The organism is Arthrobacter roseus (assembly GCF_016907875.1).
Taxonomy (GTDB): Bacteria; Actinomycetota; Actinomycetes; order Actinomycetales; family Micrococcaceae; genus Arthrobacter_J; species Arthrobacter_J roseus.
Genome location: NZ_JAFBCU010000001.1, coordinates 2,647,756 through 2,674,448, shown reverse-complemented (window position 1 = coordinate 2,674,448; position 26,693 = coordinate 2,647,756). Strand labels below are relative to the sequence as shown.

At 59.3% G+C, this 26,693-nt stretch carries 24 protein-coding genes and 1 tRNA gene; 18 read left to right on the top strand and 7 right to left on the bottom strand.

From position 1 onward, the window contains the following. The first annotated feature begins 104 nt into the window (after positions 1 to 104). The 3 genes from JOE65_RS12860 to JOE65_RS12850 are packed head-to-tail and all read left to right on the top strand — an operon-like array spanning position 105 to position 2,258. Positions 105 to 704 (top strand): heme-binding beta-barrel domain-containing protein, encoded by a 600-nt coding sequence (locus JOE65_RS12860; RefSeq protein WP_205163571.1) that lies wholly within the window; start codon positions 105 to 107, stop codon positions 702 to 704. Between the two features lie 55 nt (positions 705 to 759). Next, complete coding sequence (gene ygfZ, locus JOE65_RS12855) at positions 760 to 1,866, top strand: CAF17-like 4Fe-4S cluster assembly/insertion protein YgfZ (RefSeq protein WP_205163570.1); 1,107 nt, start codon at positions 760 to 762, stop codon at positions 1,864 to 1,866. Then, complete coding sequence (locus JOE65_RS12850; protein WP_205163569.1) at positions 1,866 to 2,258, top strand: ankyrin repeat domain-containing protein; 393 nt, start codon at positions 1,866 to 1,868, stop codon at positions 2,256 to 2,258. The genes ygfZ and JOE65_RS12850 overlap by 1 nt, the downstream gene beginning before the upstream one ends. Here the strand turns inward: JOE65_RS12850 and JOE65_RS12845 are convergent. From JOE65_RS12845 to JOE65_RS12825, 5 genes are read right to left on the bottom strand one after another with little or no spacing between them, the layout of a single operon-like run. After that, positions 2,255 to 2,965: a GNAT family N-acetyltransferase gene (locus JOE65_RS12845; protein WP_205163568.1), complete on the bottom strand. Its 711-nt coding sequence runs from the start codon at positions 2,963 to 2,965 to the stop codon at positions 2,255 to 2,257. The two genes, JOE65_RS12850 and JOE65_RS12845, sit on opposite strands and share 4 nt — an antisense overlap. Positions 2,966 to 3,003: 38 nt before the next feature. Further along, the gene (locus tag JOE65_RS12840) at positions 3,004 to 4,029 is read right to left on the bottom strand and encodes a 6-phosphofructokinase (RefSeq protein ID WP_205163567.1); all 1,026 of its coding nucleotides are present in this window, start codon (positions 4,027 to 4,029) and stop codon (positions 3,004 to 3,006) included. A gap of 15 nt (positions 4,030 to 4,044) precedes the next feature. Beyond that, a complete protein-coding gene (locus JOE65_RS12835; protein ID WP_205163566.1) occupies positions 4,045 to 4,287 on the bottom strand; it encodes a PspC domain-containing protein in 243 nt (80 codons plus the stop codon). Between the two features lie 2 nt (positions 4,288 to 4,289). After that, positions 4,290 to 4,553 (bottom strand): hypothetical protein, encoded by a 264-nt coding sequence (locus tag JOE65_RS12830; RefSeq protein WP_205163565.1) that lies wholly within the window; start codon positions 4,551 to 4,553, stop codon positions 4,290 to 4,292. After that, entirely contained in the window at positions 4,550 to 5,884 is a 1,335-nt protein-coding gene (locus tag JOE65_RS12825) for a PspC domain-containing protein (RefSeq protein ID WP_205163564.1), read from the bottom strand. The genes JOE65_RS12830 and JOE65_RS12825 overlap by 4 nt, the downstream gene beginning before the upstream one ends. A gap of 135 nt (positions 5,885 to 6,019) precedes the next feature. On the opposite strand from JOE65_RS12825, the gene JOE65_RS12820 reads away from it, so the two are divergent. Continuing rightward, entirely contained in the window at positions 6,020 to 7,282 is a 1,263-nt protein-coding gene (locus JOE65_RS12820) for an ATP-binding protein (protein ID WP_205163563.1), read from the top strand. 2 nt (positions 7,283 to 7,284) lie between these two features. After that, a complete protein-coding gene (locus tag JOE65_RS12815; protein WP_205163562.1) occupies positions 7,285 to 7,929 on the top strand; it encodes a LuxR C-terminal-related transcriptional regulator in 645 nt (214 codons plus the stop codon). Between the two features lie 2 nt (positions 7,930 to 7,931). Here JOE65_RS12815 and JOE65_RS12810 read toward each other — a convergent pair whose 3' ends face one another. Further along, complete coding sequence (locus tag JOE65_RS12810) at positions 7,932 to 9,158, bottom strand: pyridoxal phosphate-dependent aminotransferase (RefSeq protein ID WP_205163561.1); 1,227 nt, start codon at positions 9,156 to 9,158, stop codon at positions 7,932 to 7,934. Positions 9,159 to 9,315: 157 nt separating this feature from the next. Between JOE65_RS12810 and JOE65_RS12805 the strand changes: the two genes are divergently transcribed. The 12 genes from JOE65_RS12805 (at position 9,316) to rplL (ending at position 21,542) form a co-directional block, all read left to right on the top strand. Beyond that, positions 9,316 to 9,388: transfer RNA gene (locus tag JOE65_RS12805), tRNA-Trp, on the top strand. 102 nt (positions 9,389 to 9,490) lie between these two features. Then, entirely contained in the window at positions 9,491 to 9,772 is a 282-nt protein-coding gene (gene secE / locus JOE65_RS12800) for a preprotein translocase subunit SecE (RefSeq protein WP_205163560.1), read from the top strand. A gap of 87 nt (positions 9,773 to 9,859) precedes the next feature. Then, positions 9,860 to 10,711: a transcription termination/antitermination protein NusG gene (gene nusG / locus JOE65_RS12795; protein ID WP_205163559.1), complete on the top strand. Its 852-nt coding sequence runs from the start codon at positions 9,860 to 9,862 to the stop codon at positions 10,709 to 10,711. Positions 10,712 to 10,846: 135 nt separating this feature from the next. Then, positions 10,847 to 11,284 (top strand): 50S ribosomal protein L11, encoded by a 438-nt coding sequence (rplK, locus tag JOE65_RS12790; RefSeq protein WP_205163558.1) that lies wholly within the window; start codon positions 10,847 to 10,849, stop codon positions 11,282 to 11,284. Positions 11,285 to 11,413: 129 nt separating this feature from the next. Continuing rightward, on the top strand, positions 11,414 to 12,121 hold the full coding sequence (gene rplA, locus JOE65_RS12785) for a 50S ribosomal protein L1 (protein ID WP_205163557.1): 708 nt from the start codon (positions 11,414 to 11,416) through the stop codon (positions 12,119 to 12,121). Between the two features lie 250 nt (positions 12,122 to 12,371). Then, positions 12,372 to 16,076 carry a nitrate reductase subunit alpha gene (locus JOE65_RS12780; RefSeq protein WP_205163556.1) on the top strand — a complete coding sequence of 1,235 codons (3,705 nt, stop codon included), beginning with the start codon at positions 12,372 to 12,374 and terminating at the stop codon, positions 16,074 to 16,076. Further along, positions 16,076 to 17,743, top strand: a complete 1,668-nt coding sequence (narH, locus tag JOE65_RS12775; RefSeq protein WP_205163555.1) for a nitrate reductase subunit beta — start codon at positions 16,076 to 16,078, stop codon at positions 17,741 to 17,743. The genes JOE65_RS12780 and narH overlap by 1 nt, the downstream gene beginning before the upstream one ends. A gap of 8 nt (positions 17,744 to 17,751) precedes the next feature. Beyond that, complete coding sequence (gene narJ / locus JOE65_RS12770) at positions 17,752 to 18,396, top strand: nitrate reductase molybdenum cofactor assembly chaperone (protein WP_239536715.1); 645 nt, start codon at positions 17,752 to 17,754, stop codon at positions 18,394 to 18,396. Then, positions 18,396 to 19,142 carry a respiratory nitrate reductase subunit gamma gene (narI, locus tag JOE65_RS12765; RefSeq protein ID WP_205163553.1) on the top strand — a complete coding sequence of 249 codons (747 nt, stop codon included), beginning with the start codon at positions 18,396 to 18,398 and terminating at the stop codon, positions 19,140 to 19,142. The genes narJ and narI overlap by 1 nt, the downstream gene beginning before the upstream one ends. Positions 19,143 to 19,293: 151 nt before the next feature. Next, complete coding sequence (locus tag JOE65_RS12760; protein ID WP_275587560.1) at positions 19,294 to 20,298, top strand: GNAT family N-acetyltransferase; 1,005 nt, start codon at positions 19,294 to 19,296, stop codon at positions 20,296 to 20,298. Positions 20,299 to 20,525: 227 nt separating this feature from the next. Then, the gene (gene rplJ, locus JOE65_RS12755; RefSeq protein WP_205163551.1) at positions 20,526 to 21,101 is read left to right on the top strand and encodes a 50S ribosomal protein L10; all 576 of its coding nucleotides are present in this window, start codon (positions 20,526 to 20,528) and stop codon (positions 21,099 to 21,101) included. Positions 21,102 to 21,164: 63 nt separating this feature from the next. Continuing rightward, on the top strand, positions 21,165 to 21,542 hold the full coding sequence (gene rplL, locus JOE65_RS12750) for a 50S ribosomal protein L7/L12 (protein WP_205163550.1): 378 nt from the start codon (positions 21,165 to 21,167) through the stop codon (positions 21,540 to 21,542). Between the two features lie 101 nt (positions 21,543 to 21,643). Here the strand turns inward: rplL and JOE65_RS12745 are convergent, their stop codons facing one another. Next, positions 21,644 to 22,846 (bottom strand): acetyl-CoA C-acetyltransferase, encoded by a 1,203-nt coding sequence (locus JOE65_RS12745; RefSeq protein ID WP_205163549.1) that lies wholly within the window; start codon positions 22,844 to 22,846, stop codon positions 21,644 to 21,646. A 298-nt stretch (positions 22,847 to 23,144) separates the two neighbouring features. Here JOE65_RS12745 and rpoB point away from each other — a divergent pair, with 298 nt between their 5' ends. After that, positions 23,145 to 26,651 carry a DNA-directed RNA polymerase subunit beta gene (rpoB, locus tag JOE65_RS12740; RefSeq protein WP_205163548.1) on the top strand — a complete coding sequence of 1,169 codons (3,507 nt, stop codon included), beginning with the start codon at positions 23,145 to 23,147 and terminating at the stop codon, positions 26,649 to 26,651. Positions 26,652 to 26,693 lie beyond the last annotated feature (42 nt).

The window sequence follows — 26,693 nt, the reverse complement described above, 5'->3', positions numbered from 1 at the left end:
AAATTTTCTTCGTCGTCCTGCTCGTCCTCGCGGGCGTGGCCATGGCCGGGTTCGCCGGTCTTGTGGTCTACGGCCTGTTCAAGGGCCAGAAGTAGCGGTCCCGTATGGTCACCGAACTTCCAACGGACCTCACCCCGGAACTAGTGCCGCTCTCGTGGCTGCTGGGTTCGTGGGAAGGCCCAGGCCGCCTGGGGGAGGGTGCGCCCGAATCTGAGCACTTCTCCCAGCGCGTCACCTTCAGCCAGAACGGGCTGCCGTACCTGTCCTACAGTGCCGAAAGCTGGTTGACGGACGAGGACGGCAATAAACTGCGTTCGCTGTCCCTGGAAAGCGGTTTCTGCGCGTTGGACCGCAAACTGCTGTCCGGCGACGGCGGCCCCGGGCTTGAGCCCGCGGATATCGTTCCGGTCATGAAGACCGCGGACGACGTCGAAGCCCTGAGGAATGAAGACGGCGGGTTCAATATTACTGCCACCATCGTTCACCCGGGCGGCATCGCTGAACTCTATTACGGCACTATCAAGGGCCCTCAGATCCAGCTCAGCACTGATCTCGTCATGCGCGGCCAGAATTCCCGCGAGTATACTGCCGGAACCCGAATTTTTGGTCTCGTCAACGGCGATCTGTACTGGCGCTGGGACGTATCGGCTGAGGGCAAACCACTTCACGCACACGCGTCTGCGGCCCTGCAAAAAATAAACTGAGGATCTGGGCTCCCGTAGACGGAATACGCCTCCACTCGAAGGACGTTCCACTAATATGAGCTATCGCAGTCCCCTCCTTTCCCGTCACGGAGCCGTTGAAGCTGGCGCACAGGACGCCGGCGTGGCAGCTCACTACGGTGATCCCATTCGCGAGCAACGCGCCTTGGCCGGTGTCCGGGGTGGATGCGCCGTCGTCGACCATTCCTATCGCGGCGTCATCACAGTCACAGGCCTGGATCGGTTGAGCTGGCTCAACACACTGTCCTCTCAAGCGCTCACTGAGCTGTCACCCGGCATTGGCACTGAGACATTATTTCTGACAATCCAGGGCCGGATAGAATTCGCGGCGCATGTCATCGACGATGGCGAAACGGCGTGGCTTACCTTGGAGGCCTCGGAGACCGTGGGTCTTCTGGATTGGCTCAACAAAATGAAGTTCGCTTTACGCGTTGACATTGCGGACGTCAGTGAGTCGTGGAGAGTCTTGGCGTCAACGCAACAGGTGCCCGCGTTGGAGCACTACGTAGTGTGGCAGGATCCGTGGCCCTCGATCACCGACGGTGGCTATGCATATTCCTCCGTTGAGGAAGATGCCCACCCTGGGAAGACGAGGCCGTGGTTTGAGTACCTCGTGCCCACTGAAGGCCTTGAAGCGGCGGTGGCCTCGCTCGAATCGGACGGGTGGATCCTCGCCGGCACCATGGCTTCCGAAGCGTTGCGCATCGCAGCATGGCGCGCCCGCCCGGGGCAGGAGACGGATGAGAAGACCATTCCGCACGAACTGGACCTAATCCGCACCGCGGTCCATTTGGCCAAGGGTTGCTACAAAGGTCAGGAATCCATCGCTCGTGTTCATAATCTCGGGCACCCGCCTCGTCGGCTGGTGTTCCTGCAGCTGGACGGTTCGCAGCACACCCTTCCGCTGCCCGGTAGCGACGTGCTGCTGGGCGAGCGGAAAGTGGGCCGGGTAACTTCAGCGGAACAACATTACGAGATGGGACCGATTGCGCTCGCGGTGATCAAGCGCAGTGTTGATCCATCGGAAGTGCTGACAGTTCAGGACTCCGACGAAAGCTACGCCGCAGCCCAGGAGACCATCGTCGCCACAGATGCTGGGGCCGTCGTCGGACGTCAGACCGGTTTCCTCCGAAGCCCGCGCTAATGGCTGCTGAGGACGCGCGTGAAGACGCTGCTCTGGAACTCGCGCAGCGTCTTTTCGACGCCGCACGGGAAGGACACACCGACACCCTGACGCGCTACGTTTCGGCGGGAGTGCCCGCGACCATGACCAACGCTTCTGGTGACTCGCTGCTCATGCTGGCGGCCTACCACGGCCATGCTGACACTGTCGGGGTGCTGCTAGAAGCCGGTGCGGAACCAGATTCCTTGAATGATCGGGGACAGACACCTCTGGCCGGTGCTGTTTTCAAGGGTTATCGGGACGTCGTCGCCGCTCTCGTCGCTGCTGGCGCGGATCCGGATGCAGGCACACCAACAGCGCGTGCTTCCGCTGAGTACTTCGGGAAGCTCGACATGTTGGAGTTGCTGGGCTAACTCCCAAGCAGGACGCTGGTCTGTGATCCCGCGGGCGTGAATCCGAGCCTGCGAGCAAGTGCGTGACTTGCTGCGTTACCGTTCCGAGCGCGCCACTGGGGCACAAGGCCGGACGCGAGGGCCTCTTCAACAGCAATGGATGTGATGTTCCGAGAATGGCCGCGGCCCCTATTGGGAGGCGACGCAATCACGGCCATGTGAGCCAGAAACCCCTCCCAGATGGAGTAGCCTGCTCCGGCAAGAGGAGTGCTGGTCTTCTCGTGCCCATCGACGAGGACCCAGTGCCGGTCGCAGAGGGAGAGCCCTGCGTCTGCGGCGTCGTCCGGAGGGCAGAGCGTTTCCAGCGTCTGGGCGGTCCCGACGTCGGTACTCACGGAGGCACCGTCGTGTACTTCGGCGTTCGGCAACTCGTCAGAGAAGTACAGGGAGGCCTCGCCGAGGCCATGTCCGCCGTGTTCACGACTGAGTTGGACGAGGGTTGCATGCCGGGCGAGGTCATCGGCACAGACCCCGGCAGCGGAATCGACCGCCCACCGGGGTCCGGAGAAGACTTCACGGCCAAACAGTCTCACGAAGCTGATTGCGGCGGCGCCATCCTTCACCACGTATACACGATTCTTTGCCGCCGACAGCGCATCATCTCGGAGACCGAGCTGCCGCGACCACGCCAACAGTACAATCTCCTGAGTCCCGGGTTCCAGATCCATGATGGCAACCTAACACGATCCATGGTCGGCTCAAGAGCTCAGCCGAAAAGGATCGCGGCTTCGTCATAACGGTCTTGAGGCACGCGCTTGAGGTTACCCAGGGCGGCGTCGAAGCCAACCCGTTCAATGTTTGTTCCGTTGAGGGAGACCATGGTGCCCCACAGTCCCTGGGTCACCGAATCCACGGCGGCCATACCGAGACGTGTAGCCAGCACGCGGTCGAAAGCTGAGGGGACGCCGCCACGCTGGATGTGGCCCAGGACGGTGGCCCGGCTTTCTATGCCGGTGCGTTCCTCAATACTCAAAGCGATCTGATCCGCTATTCCTCCAAGCCGGGCTCGCCCAAAGGTGTCCAGTCCACGCTCGGAGTGGGGTGCCTTCAGATGTGCGGGTACAAAACCTTCGGCGACCACCACCAGAGGTGCGCGGCCACGGTCTCTGGCCGTGAGCACCCAGTTGCATACCTGTTCCATCGACACCTGCTGTTCGGGGATGAGGATGGCGTGGGCACCGGAGGCCATTCCGGAGTGGAGCGCTATCCAGCCCACATTTCGGCCCATGACCTCGGCAACCATGCACCGGTGATGTGACTCTCCGGTGGTCCTCAGCCGATCAATTGCTTCGGTGGCGATCTGCACGGCTGTGTCGAAACCAAACGTGTAATCCGTGGCATCAAGATCGTTGTCTACAGTTTTGGGAACACCCACAATTTTCAGTCCGGCGTCGGTCAGACGTTTCGCGGCAGCCAACGTGCCTTCCCCGCCAATGGCGATGACCGCGTCGATGCCGAGGTTCTCCAGTGTCTGGCCTATCCGGCTGGGCCCGCCGTCGCCGTCGAACGGGTTGGTTCGCGACGTCCCCAGGATGGTGCCGCCCTGCTTGGAGATACCGCGGACGCTGTGACGGGGGAGCTCGACGATGTCCCCCTCGACCACTCCCCGCCAGCCGTCGCGGAAGCCCACGAACTCGTGCCCGCCAACTTTGATGCCCTTCAGTACAGCGCCCCGGATCACAGCGTTCAGGCCCGGGCAGTCCCCGCCGCTGGTCAGAATGCCGATTCTCATCTGGCTTCCCTTCCGCTATTTTCCGGCGATGATTCGTTCAAGAGCTATGGTGCCGTCGTATTTCGGCAGGACGAGCCAGAGGACCAGATACAGTCCAATCCCGATGACCGGGAGCAGGAAGCTCAGCAGGGTGCCGACCCTGACCCAGCCAGCGTCCCATCCGAACCTCGCCGCAATTCCGCCACAGACGCCCCCAACCCAACGTTCTGGCCCGCGCTTGATGGGTGATTTTCGCAACGTGTTGAACAAAGTTTCCATGACTACAGGTTTCCTCCTTTGTCTCCGCTTGTCACGTCATGGGGGCTGGGTGTCCGATTACGTCCGCGTGCAGCGGCTATGAACCCGGCGGCTACCAGTGCTAGACCGGAGCCCAGCAGTATGACGAGCAACACGATTACGGGATCGAGTTCAATGTCGGTCAGCTGCGCTGTGATGAAGGCAAGCCCAATGACGACGACGATCAGGCCCCAGACCACGGTCCCAGTTCGGGTTTCGTGGCGGCGTGGTTCAACTACTGTGCTCATGGGGTGGCTCCGTTCGTTTCAGTGTGGATGTTGATGGATGAAAATGAGCCGTGAATGTTCACGAGGATCGGTGGTCCTTCTGCGTCTTTATTGAGCACTATGGTTTGCTCGTCCCAGATATCTTCGTTGTTGCCGTTCACTGGGCCTTTGACGTTCATGTCGCTGAAGACCAGTTCGGTGGTGATCACCACGCGGGTGTCATCGGGAACAATGACGGTGGCGTCGCTGGCCGACACATTGACTGGCACTGTTACAGCCCGTTCCGGCTGTGACAGGCCGGTGAGGTCGATGGTCCCGGACGCCGCTGCCAGCGAATATCCTTCCGTGGCCAGCTGGCTTGAGGTGTGGTTCCACTGGGTGCTGGTTGCGACAGCGAACGACGGCGATGGCGGGACCAGCGCAAAGATCTGCGCCACCACGATGGCGACGGCGGAGAGAAATCCGATGATCCCCGAACGCCTACCGGCCAGGCCCAGGCCGATACAACCCAGACCCAGGACGACGACGGCGGCTGCGGCTGCTAGCGGTGCTGCGGCCGCCGTGAGGATTCCGAGGTAGCCCAGAGTGGTGATAGTGCCAACAGTGAGCAGCGTCAGTCCAAGAACAATCGCGCACTGGGCACCTGTTGGCCCGGTCCGCTCCTTCGGTGGCTGCGGCACCGGCAGATAGGGCTGTGTGGGGTACGGTGCAGGCGTCATCAAAGGCATGGCTGTTGCCGCTTGAGTCTGTGCTGGGTCAAAAGTTGCCGGTGGTATTGGCGGACCGTCACCCGTTGGTGGTGGCCCGTCACCTGATGGCGATGGTGCCGACCACGGCTGGCTTTGCCCCGGTTGTTGTTGGGCTTTCGAGCGTTGAGAGCGGGTGACGATGACGTAGATGAGCACCCCGATTCCGGCAAGCCACAGCAGTGGCCAGATCCCCCATCCCAGCCCGCCGTCGTCGAACAGCCAAACATCCGGGGACCACAGCCCAATGATGGTCAGGACGACGGCGCCGGTCATGCCCGGGCTCCAACGTCCACGGCCTACCTCCTGAGTGTGGATGCGGCCATCAGGTTCGGGGAGCAGCGCCCAGCCGAGTCCGTAGGCCAGGATACCGATTCCTCCGATGATGGCCAGAACCACAAAGACGCCGCGCACCAGGACAGGATCCCAGCCAAAGCGGTGGGCTATACCGGAGGCGACCCCGCCGATCCAGCGCTCGCGGCCGCGGACGATGCGCAGGGAGCGCAGCCAGTTGAAGAAGCCGTTCCGCGGTGGTGGGGGAGGAGGTGCTGAGGAGCCGTGGGCCGGGGCGTTTTGCCCCTGTGGTTCATCGGAGTGTTCGTTCATGCATTCATTTTGCCAACGCGCGCGGCGGCAATCTATGGGGGACACCCCTGATCCTTCCCCGGGGGCTATTCCTGCCGACCCTGGTTCATGCCCACTTTCGCGCTGAAAGCGTGGGTTCCGTGTTTGGATTACTGTATGCAAGCTCCCTTGGTCCGTCCCGGCAACCGCGTTATCGCTGGCGTGTGCTCGGGCCTGGCAGCGCACCTTGGCTTCTCGGTGAAAGCCACCCGGGTTGCCATGGTTGCCCTCATTTTTGCCGGCGGCGCCGGAGCACTGCTGTATGCCTGGTTGTGGATCATGGTGCCCGCGGTGGATGGAGGAACGCACGAGGTCGGATCCCCGGCTACCGCGCGTGCCCGCCGGCCCCTGCGCTTCCCGGGCGCGAATGCACCGGGCATTGATATCGACCGAATCGAGGCACGTCGACGGGGCACCAGAGAGCTCCTCATCGGTGTTGTTCTGTTACTGGCTGCGGCGATGCTGTTGGCCTATCAGTTGGGCGCTGACATTCGGTGGGGCATGATCCTGCCGCTGGCCGCCGTCGCCCTTGGCTCCGTCATCGCCTGGCGGCAGTTGGACGAATCACGCCGATCCTCACTCATGAATAGGGCTGGCGCTGAACGAAAAGCTGGTCTGCTCCGTGTGTGTGGAGGGCTAGTCCTTGTCATCGGTGGCCTGTTGTTCATGGTCTCCGGCGCTGTGGCTTTCGATGAGATCTGGTCCTCGCTCGCCGCATCGCTGGCCGTGCTTGCGGGCATTGCGCTGGTGCTTGCCCCGTGGGGGCTGAATGTATGGAAGGACCTTGAATCGGAGCGATCCGCACGTGTGCGGGAAGCCGAACGTGCGGACATTGCAGCGCATCTGCATGATTCCGTACTGCAGACGCTGGCTCTCATCCAGAATCGCGCAGGAAATGAACAGGACGTCATGAGGTTGGCCCGCGCACAGGAGCGGCAGCTACGCGATTGGTTATACCGCGATAACCAAGACGGGCAGGGCAACTTCTCCGAACGGATTCGCTCCATTACAGCGGAGATGGAGGACGCCTATGGGCATCCCATTGACGTCGTGATCGTCGGCGACGCATCATCTACGGTATCGGCAGCATTGTCACCACGGACCGAAGCGCTGGTCCTGGCGACGCGTGAAGCGGTGCAGAACGCAGCAAAGCATGCTGGCGGGCAGATCTCGGTCTATGTTGAAGCTGGCACGGCTCTCGAAGTCTTTGTGCGTGATCGCGGCGTTGGATTCGACCCGGCGGCAGTACCCGTGGATCGTCTCGGTATCCGGGAATCCGTGATTGGACGGATGCGCAGACACGGTGGCACCGTGAATATTCGAAGCGGCCCGGACGGGACGGAAATGCATCTTGTCATGAGCGCAGGAGAGAAGGAATGACGATGACGACGGTATCGATAGTAGTGGTCGATGACCACGCGATTTTCCGTTCTGGTTTGAAGGCGGATCTGGATGACCGAGTTGAGGTCGTGGGGGAAGCGGCTACCGTGGAGGAAGCCGTCGCCGTCATCCACGCCACGAGACCCAAGGTGGTCCTGCTCGATGTTCACCTGCCTGGCAGTCCGGCAGGGGGAGCCGCGGTGATCGCGGGATGTGTTGAGCTTCTGGGAGAGACGAGCTTTCTGGCGCTCAGCGTCTCAGACTCTGCCGAAGATGTGGTCACGGTTATCCGCGCCGGTGCCCGAGGTTACGTCACGAAAACCATTTCGGGGCGGGAGGTCACGGACGCGGTCCTGCGAGTCGCTGGCGGTGACGCAGTCTTCTCACCACGGCTTGCTGGCTTTGTTCTGGATGCCTTCGGCACTGCCGCCGTGGCGCAGGTTGACGACGAGCTTGACCGGCTGTCAGCTCGTGAACTCGAGGTCATGCGGCATATTGCCCGGGGTTACAGTTACAAGGAAGTGGCCAGGGAACTGTTCATCTCGGTCAAGACGGTGGAGACTCACGTCTCGGCAGTGCTGCGCAAACTTCAGTTGTCATCTCGATACGAGTTGACACGCTGGGCCGCTGATCGACGCCTCCTCTGACTTTATGGTGCCAAGAACCGCTGCAGACGCTCGACGCCGGTGGCCAGATCCTCATCCCCCAGAGCGTAGGAGAGGCGGATGAAGCCGCTGGGACCGAACGCTTCGCCGGGGACCACAGCCACTTCCGCCTTCTCAAGGATCAGTGAAGCCAATTCGGCCGAGGTGCGGGGTGTGGAACCAGCAATTTCACGGCCTAGAAGCTGGCGCACGTCCGCGTAGGCGTAGAACGCCCCGTGCGGCGTGGGACATTCAATTCCATCGATGGCATTCAGCCCGGTTACCATGGCCCGACGTCGGCGATCGAAGGCCTGCTTCATGTCATTGACGGCAGTCAGGGGGCCGGACACGGCAGCCAGGGCAGCCATCTGGGAAACATTGGCAACGTTCGACGTCGCGTGGGATTGAAGGTTCGAGGCCGCCTTGATGACGTCTTTGGGCCCAATCATCCAACCGACCCGCCAGCCTGTCATTGCGTACGTTTTAGCGACGCCGTTGAGGACAATCACCTTATCGCCGAGGTCCGCAGCCGTCGCGATCGAGGTGAATTCGACGCCGTCGTACGTCAGATGCTCGTAGATTTCGTCTGTTATCACCCACAGATCACGGGACGCAGCCCAGCGTCCAATGGTGGCAACCTGCTCTGGAGAGTAGACCGCGCCGGTTGGGTTTGAGGGCGAGACAAAGAGGAGCACCTTCGTGCGCTCGGTGATCGCCGCCTCTAGTTGATCCACACTGACCAGGTAGCCCTGCTCTGGCCCCGCGAAGACCTCCACAGGTACTCCGCCGGCCAAACGGATTGCTTCGGGGTAAGTGGTCCAGTACGGAGTGGGAACTATGACCTCATCGCCGGGGTCTAAAAGGGTGGCAAAAGATTCGTACACGGCCTGTTTGCCACCGTTGGTAATAAGCACTTGCGCGGGATCAACCTTGTACCCGGAATCCCGCAGCGTTTTCGTCGCCACTGCTTCGCGCAGTTGGGGGAGACCCGCGGCTGGAGAGTAGCGGTGGAATTGTGGATCCTTGGCGGCCTCGATGGCGGCTTCCACGATGTAGCCCGGGGTGGGGAAGTCGGGTTCACCGGCGCCAAAACCGATAACGGGGCGTCCGGCAGCTTTGAGCGCCTTGGCCTTTGCATCCACTGCTAGCGTCGCCGACTCTGCAATGGAACCGATCCGTCGGGAAATCCTGCGGGACTGTCGCGCGGGCGCGGACTCGGCGTTGGATGACATGGACTTTCCGTTCCTGTTGTACGTGCAGATCCAAGCCCAGCTTATGCGTTGCACGCCGGCCCCGTGCCGGTTCGACGTGACGCAAATGATTGCGTAGACTAGATCCTCGGTGTTGAACCGCCTGATTGCTTATGCCTTCAAAGCGGAGAGAGCCTATAGGGTAGTGGCGCAATTGGTAGCGCAGCGGTCTCCAAAACCGCAGGTTGCAGGTTCGAGTCCTGTCTGCCCTGCGCATGAGCGTCTTCGGGCGCAATCATAGTCAAGGAAGTACTCCATTTCATGCGGGCCGGGTGTCGGATTACATCGATTCCGGGCGTGTTCCAATCAAAACGATGATCGAGGTAATGGTGACCGAAACAGCTGCAGGCAGCTCGAAGGGAAGCACCTCTGGCAAAGACGGCAAGCCCGGCTTCGTTGGTGGCATCGTTTTGTTCGTTCGGCAGGTTATCGCTGAGCTGAAAAAGGTAGTGACCCCTACCCGCCAAGAGCTGTTGCGATACACGATTGTCGTCATGATTTTTGTGTTAATAATGATGGCCATCGTCTCGATTCTGGACTTTGCCTTTGGTCTTGGAGCTCAATGGGTGTTCGGTAGCGGCTCAGCCGGAAGCTGAACGGCAATCTGCCCAGGACCCGGAGCTCAGGGGTAGCCGGCCGGAATCAATCCACGAGGATTGAAGAAGAAGAAAGCAGGAAGCTACGTGTCCGAGCAAGAACTCGAATCACAGGTCAATACCGAGAACGTGGATCTGGATCACGAGGAAGAGGTATCCGGTACCAGCGTCGATGACGCATCTCCTGAGGTGGCAATGCCACAGGACAGCGCCCCCGAGGATGCTGTGTCGGAAGACGACGCCACTGCGGACGTCGATTCGGAGGCTATCGGTTCCGAGGACTCCCCGGAGGCATCCTCTGATACTGACGCCCCCGCCGAGGATCCCAGCGAGCCCGTCGAGGACCCGCTAGAGGTCTTCCGTGCGCAATTGCGCCGTCAGCCCGGCGACTGGTTTGTGATTCATTCATACGCAGGTTACGAAAACCGTGTCAAAACCAATCTCGAAACCCGTATCCAGACCTTGGACATGGAAGATCTCATCTTCGAAATTCAGGTTCCCATGGAGGAAGTTGTCGAGATCAAGAACACGGTCCGCAAGATCGTCAACCGGGTACGAATCCCCGGTTACGTGCTTGTCCGTATGGACCTGACGGATGCATCGTGGGGAGCCGTACGGCATACCCCGGGCGTTACCGGATTCGTGGGCAATGCCCACAACCCCACGCCCCTGAGCCTGGGTGAAGTCTTCTCCATGCTGGAACACACCGTGGTTCAAGCGCAGTCAAGCTCGGGCCAGCAGTCCAAGGCTCAGGCAGCGGAAGCGTTCGTCAACTTCGATATCGGCGAGTCCGTCACGGTCAACGACGGCCCCTTCGAGACCCTTCCGGCGACGATTTCCGAGATCAAACCGGAATCGCGTCAGCTGGTAGTGCTCGTGTCAATCTTCGAGCGCGAAACACCTGTGACCCTTTCCTTCAATCAGGTCACGAAGCTCTAGCAATAGCATCAGAGAATTCGTCTGGATGGGGCACGCTTTACCTCATTCAGACGGCACGGTCACCGCGCCACGGTGGCCAAAGACCCTCGGGACGCTCCTGTTTCGGGGGGAAGTACATAAGAGAAGGACCCTAAATTGGCTCCCAAGAAAAAGAAGGTCACCGGCCTCATCAAGCTGCAGATCCAGGCAGGTGCTGCAAACCCAGCACCTCCGATCGGTCCTGCGCTTGGTCAGCACGGTGTTAACATCATGGAATTCTGCAAGGCCTACAACGCCGCAACGGAATCACAGCGCGGAAACGTCATCCCGGTGGAAATCACGGTCTATGAAGACCGCTCCTTCACCTTCATCACAAAGACTCCTCCGGCGGCGGAACTGATCAAGAAAGCTGCAGGCGTTCCCAAGGGCTCCGCCACGCCGCACACGGTCAAGGTGGCAAAGCTCACCCGCGCCCAGGCCGTTGAAATCGCCACCATGAAAATGGAAGATCTCAACGCCAACGACGTCGACGCAGCAGTGAAGATTATTGTCGGTACGGCCCGTTCAATGGGTATCACCGTAGACGCCAAGTAGCGTCTCCGTTCGGGGTTGAACTTCCCGGACAATCCACAACATCAGAGAAGACGGTTCCGGAGTTCGGAACCGCAGGTGGCAGGGCCGCGCGCGGTCCGCAGACCACAACTGCACAAGGAGAAAAAGCAGATGGCAAAGCGCAGCAAAGCATATGAAGCAGCGGAAGCCAAGATCGAGGTAGGCAAGCAGTATGCCCCGATTGAGGCCATTACGTTGGCAAAGGAAACTAATCCTTCAAAGTTCGACGCAACCGTAGAGATCGCCTTTCGGCTGGGCGTAGATCCCCGTAAGGCGGACCAGATGGTTCGTGGCACGGTCATCCTGCCCCACGGCACTGGCAAGACCGCCCGCGTCCTTGTTTTCGCAACAGGCGAGCGCGCCGAGGCCGCTATTGCTGCCGGAGCGGATTTCGTTGGCTCCGACGACATGATCGCAAAGGTCGCCGCCGGTTGGACCGACTTCGACGCTGCCGTCGCTAGCCCGGACATGATGGGCAAGGTAGGTCGTTTGGGTAAGGTTCTTGGCCCTCGTAACCTCATGCCGAACCCAAAAACCGGAACAGTGACCCCGGACGTGGCTAAGGCCGTGACGGACATCAAGGGTGGAAAGATCGACTTCCGTGTCGACAAGCATTCCAACCTTCACTTCATTATCGGCAAGGTTTCGTTCGACTCACAGAAGCTCGTAGAGAACTACGCAGCGGCGCTGGAAGAAGTGTTACGTCTCAAACCGTCGGCTTCCAAGGGCCGCTATATCTCCAAGGCCACCATCACCACCACATTCGGCCCCGGTATCGGCATTGATCCCAACGTCACCAAGGTTCTGGCCGACGCATAGCACTTGCGCTGGTCTTTCCACACGAATATTAGGGCGTCCGCAGATTAGGCTGTGGGCGCCCTTTCGTTTCGGCACACCGTTCACAATCGGTCTTCCGTGTATCAGTATGTAATAGAACTCGCATCTTCTCTCTGCTACTGTGATGTCATATTGACATCTGGCGCTTGATTCCGACGGAATTCTGCTTTCAGATTTGGCATAACATCACGATTCATGGTGGTCGTAGCAGGCCATGGGAGGGGAGGCCGTTATGGGCGCCACGATGAATAGCGGATTGACAGACGCGCTGATCAAGACCAGGAGATTCTTCACTCCAAAAGAGGTAGTGTCTCCGGATGGGCGCACGCTGCTCAAAGTCGGAGGACGCTCCGGAGACTCCTTTTATCGGGACCGCTGGAGCCACGACAAGGTAGTTCGCTCAACCCACGGGGTGAACTGCACGGGGTCATGCTCATGGAATGTGTACGTCAAGGATGGCATCATCACCTGGGAAACTCAGGCGGTCGATTATCCCACCACTGGCCCCGACAAACCCGAATACGAGCCGCGGGGCTGCCCACGCGGCGCCTCCTTTTCCTGGTACACGTACTCCCCGACCCGCACGCGATATCCCTACATTCGCGGGGTGCTGCTGGAGATGTACCGCGAAGCCAAAGCACGCTTGAAAGATCCGGTACTGGCGTGGGCGGATGTGACCGAGGATCCCGAGCGCGCAAGCCGCTACAAGCGGGCCCGTGGCAAGGGTGGGCTGGTCCGCGCAACGTGGGATGAAGCCGTCGAGATCATCGCTGCTGCACACGTGCATACCATTCGCAGATGGGGGCCGGACCGGGTGGCTGGATTCTCCCCTATCCCGGCGATGTCCATGGTTTCCCACGCGTCGGGTGCGCGTTTTGTGAATCTCATCGGTGGATCCATGCTGAGTTTTTACGACTGGTATGCCGATATGCCCGTCGCTTCCCCTCAGGTTTTCGGTGACCAGACCGATGTACCCGAATCTGGGGACTGGTGGGATGCAGGTTACCTGGTGATCTGGGGGACCAACGTCCCGGTAACACGTACCCCTGACGCGCATTGGATGATCGAGGCACGATACCGGGGACAGAAGGTCATCGTTGTCTCACCAGATTTCGCCGATAGCACCAAATTCGCTGATGAATGGCTGCCGGCTGAGCCGGGCACAGACGGCGCTTTGGCGATGGCTATGGGACACGTGATTCTGAAAGAATTCTACGTGGAGCGAGAGACCCCCTATTTCAACCAATACGTGAAGAAGTACACGGATCTTCCCTTCCTGGTCACCCTCGACGAGGCGCGGGACGCCGCTGGGGAGCGCACGTTCACCGCCGGAAAGTTCCTGACTGCCGCCGATCTTACGGATGAGGTCGAACCGGAAGAGGAAAACGCCGAATTTAAAACAGTGCTGGTCGATTCGGCCACTGACCGTCTGGTGGTTCCGCCGGGCACTCTGGGCCACCGCTACGGCGAGACAGGTGAGGGAAAATGGAACCTGGACCTGGGAGACGTCGATCCTAAACTCACGCTGATTGATGGCGCGGATGAGAACGTGCCGGTGGACATGCCGCGTTTTGACTCCGGGCAAGGCAACATCGGGATCATCCGGCGCGGAGTTCCGGCGCGTCGGGTTGCTGGACGTCTGGTGACAACCGTCTTTGACCTGTTGCTGGCGCAGTACGGCGTTGGACGCCCGGGGCTGCCAGGGGAGTGGCCCACCGGTTACGACGATGCTGAATCTCCGAATACCCCGGCTTGGCAGGAAACGATCACCGGAGTCTCTGCGGCTTCAGCCGAGAAGATTGGCCGGGAGTTTGCGCAGAACGCTGTGGATTCCAAAGGGCGGTCAATGATCCTGATGGGTGCAGGAACCAACCACTGGTTCCACTCGGATACCATCTACCGAACGTTCTTGACGCTGACCACGGTCACAGGGTGCCAAGGGGTTAACGGTGGCGGCTGGGCACATTATGTGGGCCAGGAAAAAGTGCGCCCGCTGACCGGATACACGCAGCTGGCCAACGGTCTGGACTGGATGCGTCCTCCGCGCAACATGGTGCAGACCGCCTATTGGTACCTGCACACAGACCAGTTCCGCTACGACCAGTTCGGGGCGGACGCGTTGACCGCGCAGACCGGTAAAGGTCAACTGGCTGGCAAGACGATGGCCGATGTCATTGCGCAGTCCGCACGACTGGGCTGGATGCCCTCCTATCCGACCTTCGACCGGAATCCGCTGGTCATCGGTGCTCAGGCCCGTGCAAATGGGCAGTCTGCCAAGGACTATGTGGTCGATGAGCTCAAGGCTGGCCGCTTGAGTTTTGCCGCGGAGGACCCAGATGCCGAAGAGAACTTCCCACGAGTACTCTCGCTGTGGCGATCGAACCTGATCGGCTCCTCGGCCAAGGGTAACGAGTACTTCCTGAACCATCTGCTGGGTGCCTCACACACGATCACTGCCGAGGAAACAGCCGAAAGGTTCCGGCCCAAGGACGTGAAGTGGCACGAGAAGGCCCCGATCGGGAAGCTTGATCTGCTGACAACGCTGGATTTTCGGATGACCAGTTCCACTCTCTACTCCGATATTGTGCTGCCGGCGGCCACTTGGTATGAGAAGTACGATCTTTCCACCACGGACATGCACCCCTTCGTGAACTCCTTCAATCCGGCCATCACCCCGCCTTGGCAGTCACGCACGGATTGGGATGCCTGGCAGGAGATCTCCCGGGTTTTCAGTAAGTTGGCGGTGCGTCACTTAGGTATGCAGACCGACGTCGTCGCCGTACCGCTGACCCACGATACCCCTGACGCGATGGCGGTTCCGCACGGAAAGGTCCGGGACTGGAAGTACGGGGAATGCGAGCCGGAGCCGGGTGTCACCATGCCCAAGATCGTCGAGATCGAGCGGGACTACACCGCCATCGGCGACAAGATGCGTGCGGTTGGCCCACTCTTGGACACACTCGGTGCCACCACCAAGGGCATCACGTATGACCTTGGTCCGGAGATCGAGGAGCTCAAGAAGAAGAACGGTGTTGTCCGCGGAGGGCCTGCGGACGGGCGTCCGGACATTCTCAAGGACATTCAGGCCTGCGAGATGATCCTGACGTTCTCGGGTACCACCAACGGTCGCCTGGCCACCGAGGGCTTCAAGACCCTGGAAAAACGTACCGGGACGAAGCTTCACGATCTTGCCTCTGAACACGAGGGCAAGCGCATCACCTTTGCCGACACGCAGCGCGGACCGGTGCCGGTGATCACCTCACCAGAATGGTCCGGCTCTGAATCCGGGGGACGGCGGTACTCGCCGTTCACGATCAACGTGGAGCGGCTCAAGCCGTGGCATACATTGACCGGCCGGATGCACTTTTACCTCGATCATGACTGGATGACCGAACTCGGCGAAGGTCTACCCATCTTCCGTCCACCACTTGACATGACCGCATTGTTCGACGAGCCGGCCATCGGCTCTACCTCGTCCAAGGGCGTTACCGTAAGGTACCTGACTCCGCACAACAAATGGTCCATCCACTCGGAGTATCAGGACAACTTGCTCATGCTCTCTCTGTTTAGGGGAGGGCCGGGGATCTGGATGAGTCCGTTGGACGCAGAGAAGATTGGGGTGAAAGACAACGAATGGATAGAAGCGGTCAACCGCAACGGCACCGTCACAGCTCGGGCCATCGTCTCCCACCGGATGCCGGAGGGAACGGTCTACATGTATCACTCCCAGGACAGGTTGATCGACATGCCGCTTTCGGAGACCAGTGGTCAGCGCGGAGGTAACCACAACTCGCTAACCCGGTTGATGATCAAGCCCACGCACATGATCGGTGGCTACGCCCAGCAGACGTATGCCTTCAACTATATGGGGCCCACAGGAAACCAACGCGACGAGGTCACAGTCATTCGCCGCCGAACCCAGGAGGTTGAGTACTGATGCGTGTCATGGCACAAATGGCCATGGTGATGAACCTGGATAAGTGCATTGGCTGTCACACGTGCTCAGTCACGTGTAAACAGGTCTGGACCAACCGGTCCGGCGCGGAGCACGTCTGGTTCAACAACGTGGAGACCCGCCCAGGGCAGGGTTATCCACGCACCTATGAAGACCAGGAAAAGTGGAAGGGCGGCTGGACGCTGACCAAGCGCGGTCGGCTCCAGCTCAAGGCCGGTGGGCGCCTGAAGAACCTGCTAACGATCTTCTCCGCCCCCAACCTGCCGGGTATCAAGGACTATTACGAGCCGTGGACCTATGATTACGACAATTTGACCACGGCCCCGGCTCAGGAGCACCTACCGGTGGCGCGGCCTAAATCGTTGCTCACCGGCGAAGACACCAAAATCACGTGGTCTTCCAACTGGGATGATGACCTTGCAGGTTCGGTAGAAAACTCGAACAACGATCCGATCCTCAAACAGGTCGGCGACAAGATTAAGTTCGAATATGAGCAGACGTTCATGTTCTACCTGCCTCGCATCTGTGAACACTGCCTGAACCCATCGTGCGTATCCTCCTGCCCCACGGGTGCCATCTATAAACGCGAAGAGGACGGGATTGTCCTGGTGGACCAGGACCGCTGCCGCGGTTGGCGACAGTGCGTGGGTGGGTGTCCCTACAAAAAGATGTATTTCAACCACAAAACCGGCAAAGTCGAAAAGTGCACGTTCTGTTATCCGCGCATAGAGATCGGTCAGCCCACTATCTGCTCGGAAACGTGCGTTGGGCGCCTGCGCTATCTCGGTCTGATGCTCTACGATGCCGACAGAGTGCTGGAGGCGGCGTCCGTCAGGAACGAGCACGACCTCTACGAGGCCCAGCGAAACGTATTCTTGGACCCGAATGATCCTGAAGTTATCCGCGAAGCCGCCCTGGCAGGCATTCCAGAGGATTGGGTGTCGGCTGCCCAGCGATCGCCGATCTGGGCTCTTATCAACGACTACAAAGTGGCACTCCCACTGCATCCGGAATATCGCACCATGCCTATGGTGTGGTACATACCGCCGCTCTCTCCAGTCGTGGATGCGGTCAGCGAAACCGGTGAAGATCCCGAACGGCAGGACAACCTTTTTGCTGCCATCGACAAGCTGCGGATCCCCATCGAGTATCTAGCCGGGCTATTCACCGCTGGGGACACTCAGCCCGTGGACAACGTGTTGCACAAGCTTGCGGCCATGCGGTCCTATATGCGGGACATCAACATGGGATGGGAGCCGAACGAGTCCATTGCGGAGTCGGTCGGGATGACAGGCCAGGAAATCAAAGACATGTACCGGTTATTGGCTATCGCTAAATACGAAGAGCGCTACGTTATTCCACCTGCCCACTACGAAGATGCCCATAAATTGGAAAACATCGCAACCGAGTGCTCGCTCAACGTCGATGGTGGGCCAGGCATGGGCGGCATGGGCGGAATGGACGAGTCCTTCGGGAACGATCCGGATCGTGGAAAGGACCCTGGCGTTGCGTCCGCCAGCGGGCCCGGGCGGCCTGAGGGAGTGCGCATAAATCTGTTGAACTGGAATGGCCAGGGCACACCCAATGGATTGTTTCCTGATGCGCAACCGGGTCCAGGATCTACCTCCCAGGCGGGAGCGCCGTCGTGACTCCCAAAATGCCCACATTGAAATATTCGCCTGCCGAAATCACCAATGCGTGGCAAGCCGCGTCCATCTTGATGGACTATCCGGACGAATCCCTGCTCCAACGTCTGGATCTATTGGGCGAGGTAGCCGCGAGCCTACCGGTCAAAGTAGGTGCAGGTCTACGGGAGACCATTCGGCATTTGCGTGAGGGAGATCTGCGCGAAGTGCAGAGCGAATACGTCGACACCTTCGATACCCGTCGACGTGGATGCCTGTTCTTGACTTACTTTTCTAATGGAGAGACCAGGAAAAGGGGCCTGGCGTTGCTGCGTATTAAGCAGGTTTACGCTAAGGCCGGTCTGAATCTGGCCGATGACCAGCTGCCCGACCACCTCTGTGTTGTCCTGGAATTCGGAGCGATAACCGATTTGGCCTCGGGTCTGAAAATTATTCTGGACAACCGTGCGGGTCTTGAACTTCTTCGGCTTCACCTAGGGGAAGTCGGATCACCGTGGCATGGCGCACTGCAATCTGTCTGTGCCACCCTTCCGCCGCTGAAAGGGAAGGACCACGAAGCTGTTCAACGGCTGATAGCGGAAGGTCCTGAAGAAGAGCAGGTTGGTCTGAATACCTATGGAATGCCGGATTTGGCACCGATGCCGGGAGGCGCGTGATGGACAGTGTGCTCGACGTTTTTCTATGGCTGATTTTCCCCTACATTTGCCTCACGATTTTCGTCCTCGGACATATCTGGCGGTACCGCTATGACAAGTTTGGATGGACGTCTCGGTCGAGTCAGATGTATGAAAGCAGTATCTTGCGCTGGGCGAGCCCAATGTTTCATTTCGGGATTTTGGCGGTCTTCCTGGGCCATGTCATGGGTCTGGGCATCCCCGAAAGCTGGACGCACGCCGTTGGGATTTCGGAGGGGATGTACCATTTCATGGCGATTTCGGTAGGTGCGATTGCCGGTGTTTTCACCATCGTTGGACTGATCGGTCTTCTCTACCGGCGCCGTTTTACCAAGGCCGTGCTGGGAGCAACTACCCCGATGGACAAGGTGATGTACCTGATGCTGGCGTTGGTCATCTTGGGCGGACTGGTCAACACCGTGTCCGGGGTGGCTGGAGATTACAACTATCGAGGTGGAGTCTCCGTTTGGTTCCGTAGCATCTTCTTTTTCAACCCGCAGCCTGAGCTGATGGCCGTTGCGCCGTTCAGTTTCCAATTTCATGCCTTTGCCGCCATAGCCCTTTTCGCGCTGTGGCCCTTCACCCGTCTGGTACACGTGTTCACAGCACCATTGGGCTACCTTTTCCGTCCCTACGTCCTTTACCGCAGCCGCGACGCGCACGAAGGATCCAGGGAAGGTCGGCGTGGCTGGGACAAAGTCAATACGATCCCTCGCCGTCGTCCCTGACCGTTGTGGTTGATAAGTCCCAACCACTTAATGAGACTCGAGATATGACTAGTACAGTTACACTCTCTCTCCGCTCCAAAGACCTGAGAAGCTGGATGCCCTTGAGGCACAGGACTTCACTCAGGTCTGCGCGCTGACCGACGCTGAAGAAATGGACCTCTGGGGCCATGAGGATCACAGTTTGAGTTATGCGGAGCAACTGATCGCAAGCCGACCAAGCCAGTATCGGGCAAAGGCGCCCATGATTGCCAAATTAAACGACGACGTCGTTGGGGTGGCAAAAGTGGTCCTTCCACTCGGAGACAACGAACATGTCGCTTACGTGCACATTCTTATTCAACCTGAGCACCGCAGGCGAGGCATCGGCAGGCAACTCTATGAGTCCGTGGAGTCCCATCTTCGCGAGCTCGGTCGCGTCACGGTGATGGGCACAACCGAGCATCGTGCTGATCAGATCGGCCCCGGTGCCGCTAACATCACAGCAGTGACAGGCGTGGGGGAGGTCCCGTCCTCGTCCGCGTCTGTCGGGTTTGCCCGGTCTCTCGGCCACTCGCTCGAACAGGTCGAGCGGTTCAGTATTCTGAATCTTGACCACAGGGCTGATGCTGACGCCATGCTGGAGCGGGCGCGTGCGGTCGCCGGTCATGAGTATGATCTCGTCTACTGGGAGGACCGCTGTCCCGAGTCACTGGTGAACAACTATGCATGTCTACGTCAGTGGATGAGCGTGGATGTGCCAGCTGGGAGCCTCGAGATCCAGGAAGAAGTGTGGGACACAGCACGGGTCCGCCACGCTGAAGAGGAGGCTGTCAAGAGAGAGATACGTAGCCTTGTCGCCGCTGCGCGCCATAGGTCTACCGGACAATTAGTCGGACACACCATCCTGGAATATGCCGGACAGAAGCCAGAAGTCCTCTATCAAGAGGACACGCTTGTGCTCACGGCCTTCCGTGGACACAGGTTGGGGATGGCACTCAAGGCAGCTAATATCTTGCGCATCCAGGCCCAGTGGCCACTCGCGCGCCGTATCTACACATGGAACGCGGCCGAGAATGTCCACATGCTTCGGATCAACGAAACTCTCGGTTTTGTACCGGCTGGGTGTACCGGCATGTGGCAGAAAGCGGGATTTGGCGCTCAGGGTGCCGTCGAGTAGGCTAAATCTACCAAAGACCGTCGGTCGATGACTCCTGTTTGGCTCCTCCTGGTGCCGCTGAGAAGCAGAGGTCATCCGAAAGTTCCTCTCAGAGGACGGCCTACGCAGGTGAACGAAGCAACGCTCCGTGGCAGAAAAAGCTACGTAGAGCCTAGCCCCGTGCATCTGCGCGGGGCGTTTTTTGTTTCGGGACCGAATAGCCGGCACTATTCCCCGGAAGGAGGGTTATGACAACGCCAATCAAGGTGTCAGCAGTGGAAGAAATCGTCACTGATTTCAAGGATTCTGATGCTGCAGTCCTCACCGAATACCGTGGGCTCACCGTGGCACAGCTCAAGCAGCTGCGCCGTTCGCTCGGCCAGGACACCAAGTACTCGGTCGTCAAGAACACCCTGACGAATATTGCAGCCAAGGAAGCTGGCATCAACGCATTTGATGATCAGCTTGCCGGCCCTACTGCAATCGCGTTCATCAAGGGCGATGCAGTTGCTGCAGCAAAGAGCCTCACGGATTTCGCCAAGAACAACCCGCAGCTCATCATCAAGACCGGTTACTTCGAGGGCAAGGCCATGGATGCTTCCGGCGTCGCTGCGCTTGCAGCGCTCGAATCACGCGAGCACCAGCTCGCTATGGTTGCAGGAATCCTCAAGGCGCCTGCCGCAGCTATGGCTCGGACCGTCGAGGCGCTACGCGTCAAGCGTGAAGAGGCCGAAGGTGCGCCAGCCGCCGCTGAGGCTCCTGCCGAAGAAGCTTCGGCTGCCGAATCGGCAGACGCAGAGAATACGGCAACCGACGAGAGCTAGCAGCTCTCGCACCCAATAAACTCAGGTGCCGTTCGGTGCCGACTAAAGGAAGGACGCCACACCATGGCGAAGCTCAGCAACGAAGAGCTCATTGAAGCTTTCAAGGAACTGACCATCATCGAGCTCTCAGAGTTCGTTACGTTGTTCGAAGAGACGTTTGACGTTACGGCTGCTGCCGTTGCCGTTGCAGGCCCTGCCGCCGGCGGAGCTGCAGAGGCTGCTGAAGAGCAGACCGAATTCGACGTCATCCTCGAAGGTCCCGGCGAGAAGAAGATCGCAGTGATCAAGGAAGTTCGTAGCCTGACTTCACTGGGTCTGAAGGAAGCCAAGGATCTTGTTGATTCGGCTCCCAAGGCTGTGCTGGAAGGCGCAACCAAGGAAGCAGCTGAGAAGGCCAAGGAAGCCCTTGAGGCTGCCGGCGCTTCGGTGACCGTCAAGTAGCTTGTTCCGGTTGAACCTCCATGGCTCAACCACTCAAAAGGCCCCCACACTCGTCAGAGCGTGGGGGCCTTTTGCATGCGTGCATGATGCGCGTCGGCTTGTTAGCTCCGGATCAGTAGGAGTGCTTCGCCCTGGCCTCCGCCACCGCACAGCGATACAGCAGCCTTGCCGGATCCTCGGCGCTTGAGTTCAAGTGCTGCATGAAGTGCTAGGCGAGCACCAGAAGCGCCGATGGGATGCCCTAGAGCGATGGCCCCACCGTGAATGTTGCACTTCTCGAGGGAGAGGTCCAAGTCTTTCAGCGACTGACACGCTACGGAGCCAAACGCCTCGTTGATCTCAATGAAGTCAAGGTCCGACGTCGTCCAACCAGCGCGTTCCAGCGCTTTGTGGATGGCGTTGGCGGGCTGGGAGTGCAGGGAGTTGTCTGGGCCTGCTACCTGTCCTGGCTCGCCGAGAACGGCGAGAATCTCGAGTCCTTTGGCTTCTGCGTTTGAACGGGTTGTCAGCACCAGCGCAGCGGCCCCGTCGGACAGTGGGGAGGAATTCCCTGCAGTAATGGCGCCCTCTTTGTTGAAGGCTGGCCGTAACTTGCTGAGGCTTTCCACGGTAGTGGTGGGCCGGATGCCCTCATCGGCTTTGAGCACAAGCGGTTCGCCCTTGCGCTGACGGACGGAGACAGGCACGATCTCATCGTCAAAGATGCCCGCTTCCGCTGCCGCGGCTGCGCGCTGGTGCGACGAGGCGGCAACTTCATCCTGTGCTGAACGACCGATGCCCAGAGCGTCGTTGCCTCGTTCAGTGGATGCCCCCATGGATTCCTGATCAAAAGCGTCGGTCAGGCCGTCGGTGGCGACGGAATCAACAGCTTGAATGTTGCCGTAAGTCCAGCCTTGTCGTGAGCCGGGAAGGATGTGTGGTCCATTGGACATCGATTCCTGGCCACCGGCTACGACCACGGTTGCTTCGCCGCTGCGGATTAGCCGCGCCGCGTCAATGACGGCAGTGAGGCCGGAGAGGCAAACCTTATTGAGGGTGACTGCCGGGACGTCCCAGCCGATGCCTGCCTTGATGGAACTCTGGCGGGCGGGGTTCTGACCGCAACCGGCTTGAACGACGTGGCCCATGATGACGGCGTTGACATCTGCTGCGTCAACGCGGGATCTTTCGAGGGCGCCGGCGATGGCGAATGCACCAAGTTCGACGGCGGTTAAGGATGCTAGCTGACCATTCAGCCGACCTTGTGGTGTGCGGGCTCCACCGACAATGACGACGTCGGTGGGCTGGTTCTCTGGAATACTCATGGTGTTGAAACTCACTTTCAAACGTGGGCGGGGCCATTTCTAGGCTACCCCGAGCGCTCGGCGCGGGCTCAGGGCGCCGCTGTGAGCCGAATCAAAGCTGGAAGTGGCGTTGGGATGAGAGTACTACCAGTAGACATGTTCGTGTAGTAGGCGTACAGTAGATATTTGCGATTCCCCTCATAATCTCAGCCTTCATATAGCGGTGGGCTTTGTCGTGCACTTTGTCATTTAACAACGGGTTTTTTGACATATGAGCGTGGAGTCGCGGATAGCCTGAAGGTCTGTGGAAGGATCCCTCTTGGTCGCCTCGAGCACCGCTAATAATGCAACCGCTAACAACTCTGAAATTCCGGACGCAGCGCGTCGGATTTCATTCGCGAAGATTCATGAACCGCTGGACGTTCCTAACCTCCTAGCCCTCCAGACCGACAGCTTTGATTGGCTCGTTGGCAATGAGAAGTGGAAGACCCGTGTTGAGCAGGCCCTTGAAGAGGGTCTCCAGGGTGTCGCAACAACGGCAGGCCTGTCGGATATCTTCGAGGAGATTTCGCCGATTGAAGACTTTCAGGGAACGATGTCCCTGAGCTTCTCGGAGCCGGAGTTCGCGGACCCCAAGTACACGATGGCCGAATGCAAAGACAGGGACGCCACATACGCGGCGCCACTGTACGTCAAGGCCGAGTTCATGAACAACAACACGGGTGAAATCAAGCAGCAGACCGTGTTCATGGGCGATTTCCCGTTGATGACAGATAAGGGAACTTTTGTCATCAACGGTACGGAGCGCGTGGTAGTTTCGCAGCTCGTCCGCTCGCCGGGTGCGTACTTTGAGCGGGCCGTGGACAAGACCAGTGACAAGGACATCTTCACAGCGAAGATCATTCCCTCGCGTGGTGCTTGGTTCGAGTTGGAAATCGACAAGCGTGACCAGGTCGGTGTCCGTCTAGACCGCAAGCGCAAGCAGTCCGTCACGGTCCTGCTCAAGGCGCTTGGCTGGACCGAGGGAGAAATCCTCGAGACGTTTGGCGAGTACGACTCCATCCGGGCAACACTGGAGAAGGACGCCACCGAGACCAGGGAAGACGCCCTTCTGGACATCTACCGCAAGTTGCGTCCAGGCGAGCCCCCAACAGTCGAAGCCGCACAGAACCTGCTGGACAATCTGTACTTCAACGCAAAGCGCTACGACCTTGCAAAGGTGGGTCGCTATAAGATCAACCGCAAGCTGGGTCTGGACAAGTCACTCAGCGAATCCAATGCTTCGGTACTGGATACGGAAGACATCGTCGCCATGATTAAGTACTTGGTGGCTTTGCATGCTGGCGAGAAGAGCATCAAGGCGCACCGGGACGGTCAGGAAGCGGACATCCGCGTTGAGGTCGATGACATCGATCACTTCGGCAATCGCCGCATCCGCGCAGTGGGTGAGCTCATCGAGAACCAGGTCCGCACGGGTCTGTCCCGCATGGAGCGCGTGGTCCGTGAGCGTATGACCACGCAGGACGTTGAAGCCATTACCCCGCAGACACTGATCAACATCCGGCCTGTGGTTGCTGCCATGAAAGAGTTCTTCGGAACGTCGCAGCTGTCGCAGTTCATGGACCAGAACAACCCGCTCGCGGGCCTTACGCACAAGCGCCGGCTTTCTGCGCTTGGCCCAGGTGGTCTGTCCCGTGACCGTGCAGGCATGGAAGTCCGTGACGTCCACCCTTCGCACTATGGCCGCATGTGCCCCATCGAAACCCCTGAAGGACCGAATATTGGCTTGATCGGGTCGCTGGCTACTTACGGTCGCATCAACGCGTTCGGGTTTATCGAGACTCCGTACCGAAAGGTTGTCGGGAGCCTGGTTACAGAGCAGGTTGACTACCTGACGGCTGATGATGAGATCGAGTGCCAGATCGCTCAGGCGAACGCGCCTCTGACAACGGACCAGCACTTCGCCGAGGACATGGTCCTTGTGCGTACCCGCGGTGGTTCAGGTGAACCTCTTCTGGTCGAGGCCAAAGCCGTTGACTACATGGACGTTTCCCCGCGTCAGATGGTCTCTGTTGCTACGGCGCTGATTCCGTTCCTGGAGCACGACGACGCCAACCGTGCCCTCATGGGTGCCAATATGCAGCGTCAGGCTGTGCCGTTGCTTCGGGCGGAGCGCCCGCTGGTTGGTACCGGTATGGAAGCCGACGCCGCGGTCGACGCCGGGGACTCGGTTGTCGCTGTCAAGCCCGGCGTCGTTCAGGAAGTATCAGCCGAGATGGTCACGATGCTCAATGACGACGGCACGGAAACTCACTACCCCATCATGAAGTTCGCCCGCTCCAACCAGGGCAACGCCTATAATCAGCGCGTTGTGGTCGAAGAGGGCCAGCGACTCGAGGTTGAGGGCGTCATCGCCGATGGTCCGTCCACCGATCAGGGTGAGCTATCGCTTGGCAAGAACATGCTGGTGGCATTCATGTCTTGGGAGGGTCATAACTTCGAGGATGCAATCATTCTGTCGCAGCGTGTTGTTTCTGAGGACGTCCTGACCTCTATCCATATCGAAGAGCATGAGGTCGATGCCCGGGATACAAAACTGGGCGCTGAGGAAATCACCCGCGACATTCCGAACGTGAGCGAAGACGTTCTTGGCGCGCTGGACGAGCGCGGCATCATTCACATCGGTGCTGAGGTTGAGGCCGGCGACATCCTTGTAGGCCGTGTCACACCGAAGGGTGAGACGGAGCTGACTCCGGAAGAGCGTCTGCTTCGCGCCATCTTCGGTGAGAAGAGCCGTGAAGTTCGAGACACATCGTTGAAGGTTCCCCATGGCGAGTCTGGAACTGTTATTGGTGTCCGTATCTTCGATCGGGACAATGACGACGAGCTGCCCCCAGGCGTAAACCAGTTGGTCCGGGTTCACGTGGCGCAGAAGCGCAAGATCACGGATGGCGACAAGCTCGCTGGCCGTCACGGAAACAAGGGCGTTATCTCCAAGATCCTGCCGATCGAGGATATGCCATTCCTTGCAGATGGCACACCGGTCGACGTCGTCCTGAACCCCTTGGGTGTTCCGGGACGAATGAACGTGGGCCAGGTCATGGAAATTCACCTTGGCTGGGCCGCTAAGCAGGGTTGGAAGATCGAGGGCGAGCCAGACTGGGTCCAGAGCCTCCAGAACTTCCCCCGTGAGTCCGGCCCGACGACGGTTGCAACACCGGTCTTCGACGGTGCTTCCGAGTCGGAAATCACCGGATTGCTCGACTCAACGAATGTGACCCGTGATGGCAACCGTCTGATCGGATCCACTGGTAAGACGCAGGTCTACGACGGCCGCTCTGGCGAACCGTTCCCTGACCCGATCTCCGTCGGCTACATGTACATTCTGAAGCTGCACCACCTTGTTGATGACAAGATCCACGCGCGCTCCACAGGTCCGTACTCCATGATCACGCAGCAGCCGTTGGGTGGTAAGGCGCAGTTCGGTGGACAGCGCTTCGGTGAAATGGAAGTTTGGGCCCTGGAGGCTTACGGTGCCGCGTACACACTGCAGGAACTTCTGACCATCAAGTCAGATGATATCCATGGCCGTGTGAAGGTTTACGAAGCCATCGTGAAGGGTGAGAACATCCCTGAGCCGGGCGTTCCGGAATCGTTCAAGGTTCTGATCAAGGAAATGCAGTCGTTGTGCCTCAACGTGGAAGTCCTGTCCACGGAAGGCAACACCATTGAAATGCGTGACTCGGACGAAGAAGTCTTCCGGGCCGCGGAAGAGCTGGGAATCGACCTCTCGCGGGCCGAGCCAAGCTCTGTTGAAGAGGTCTAGAACCTCTTTCCGTAACCCATAGACATTCACACTCCGAGAACA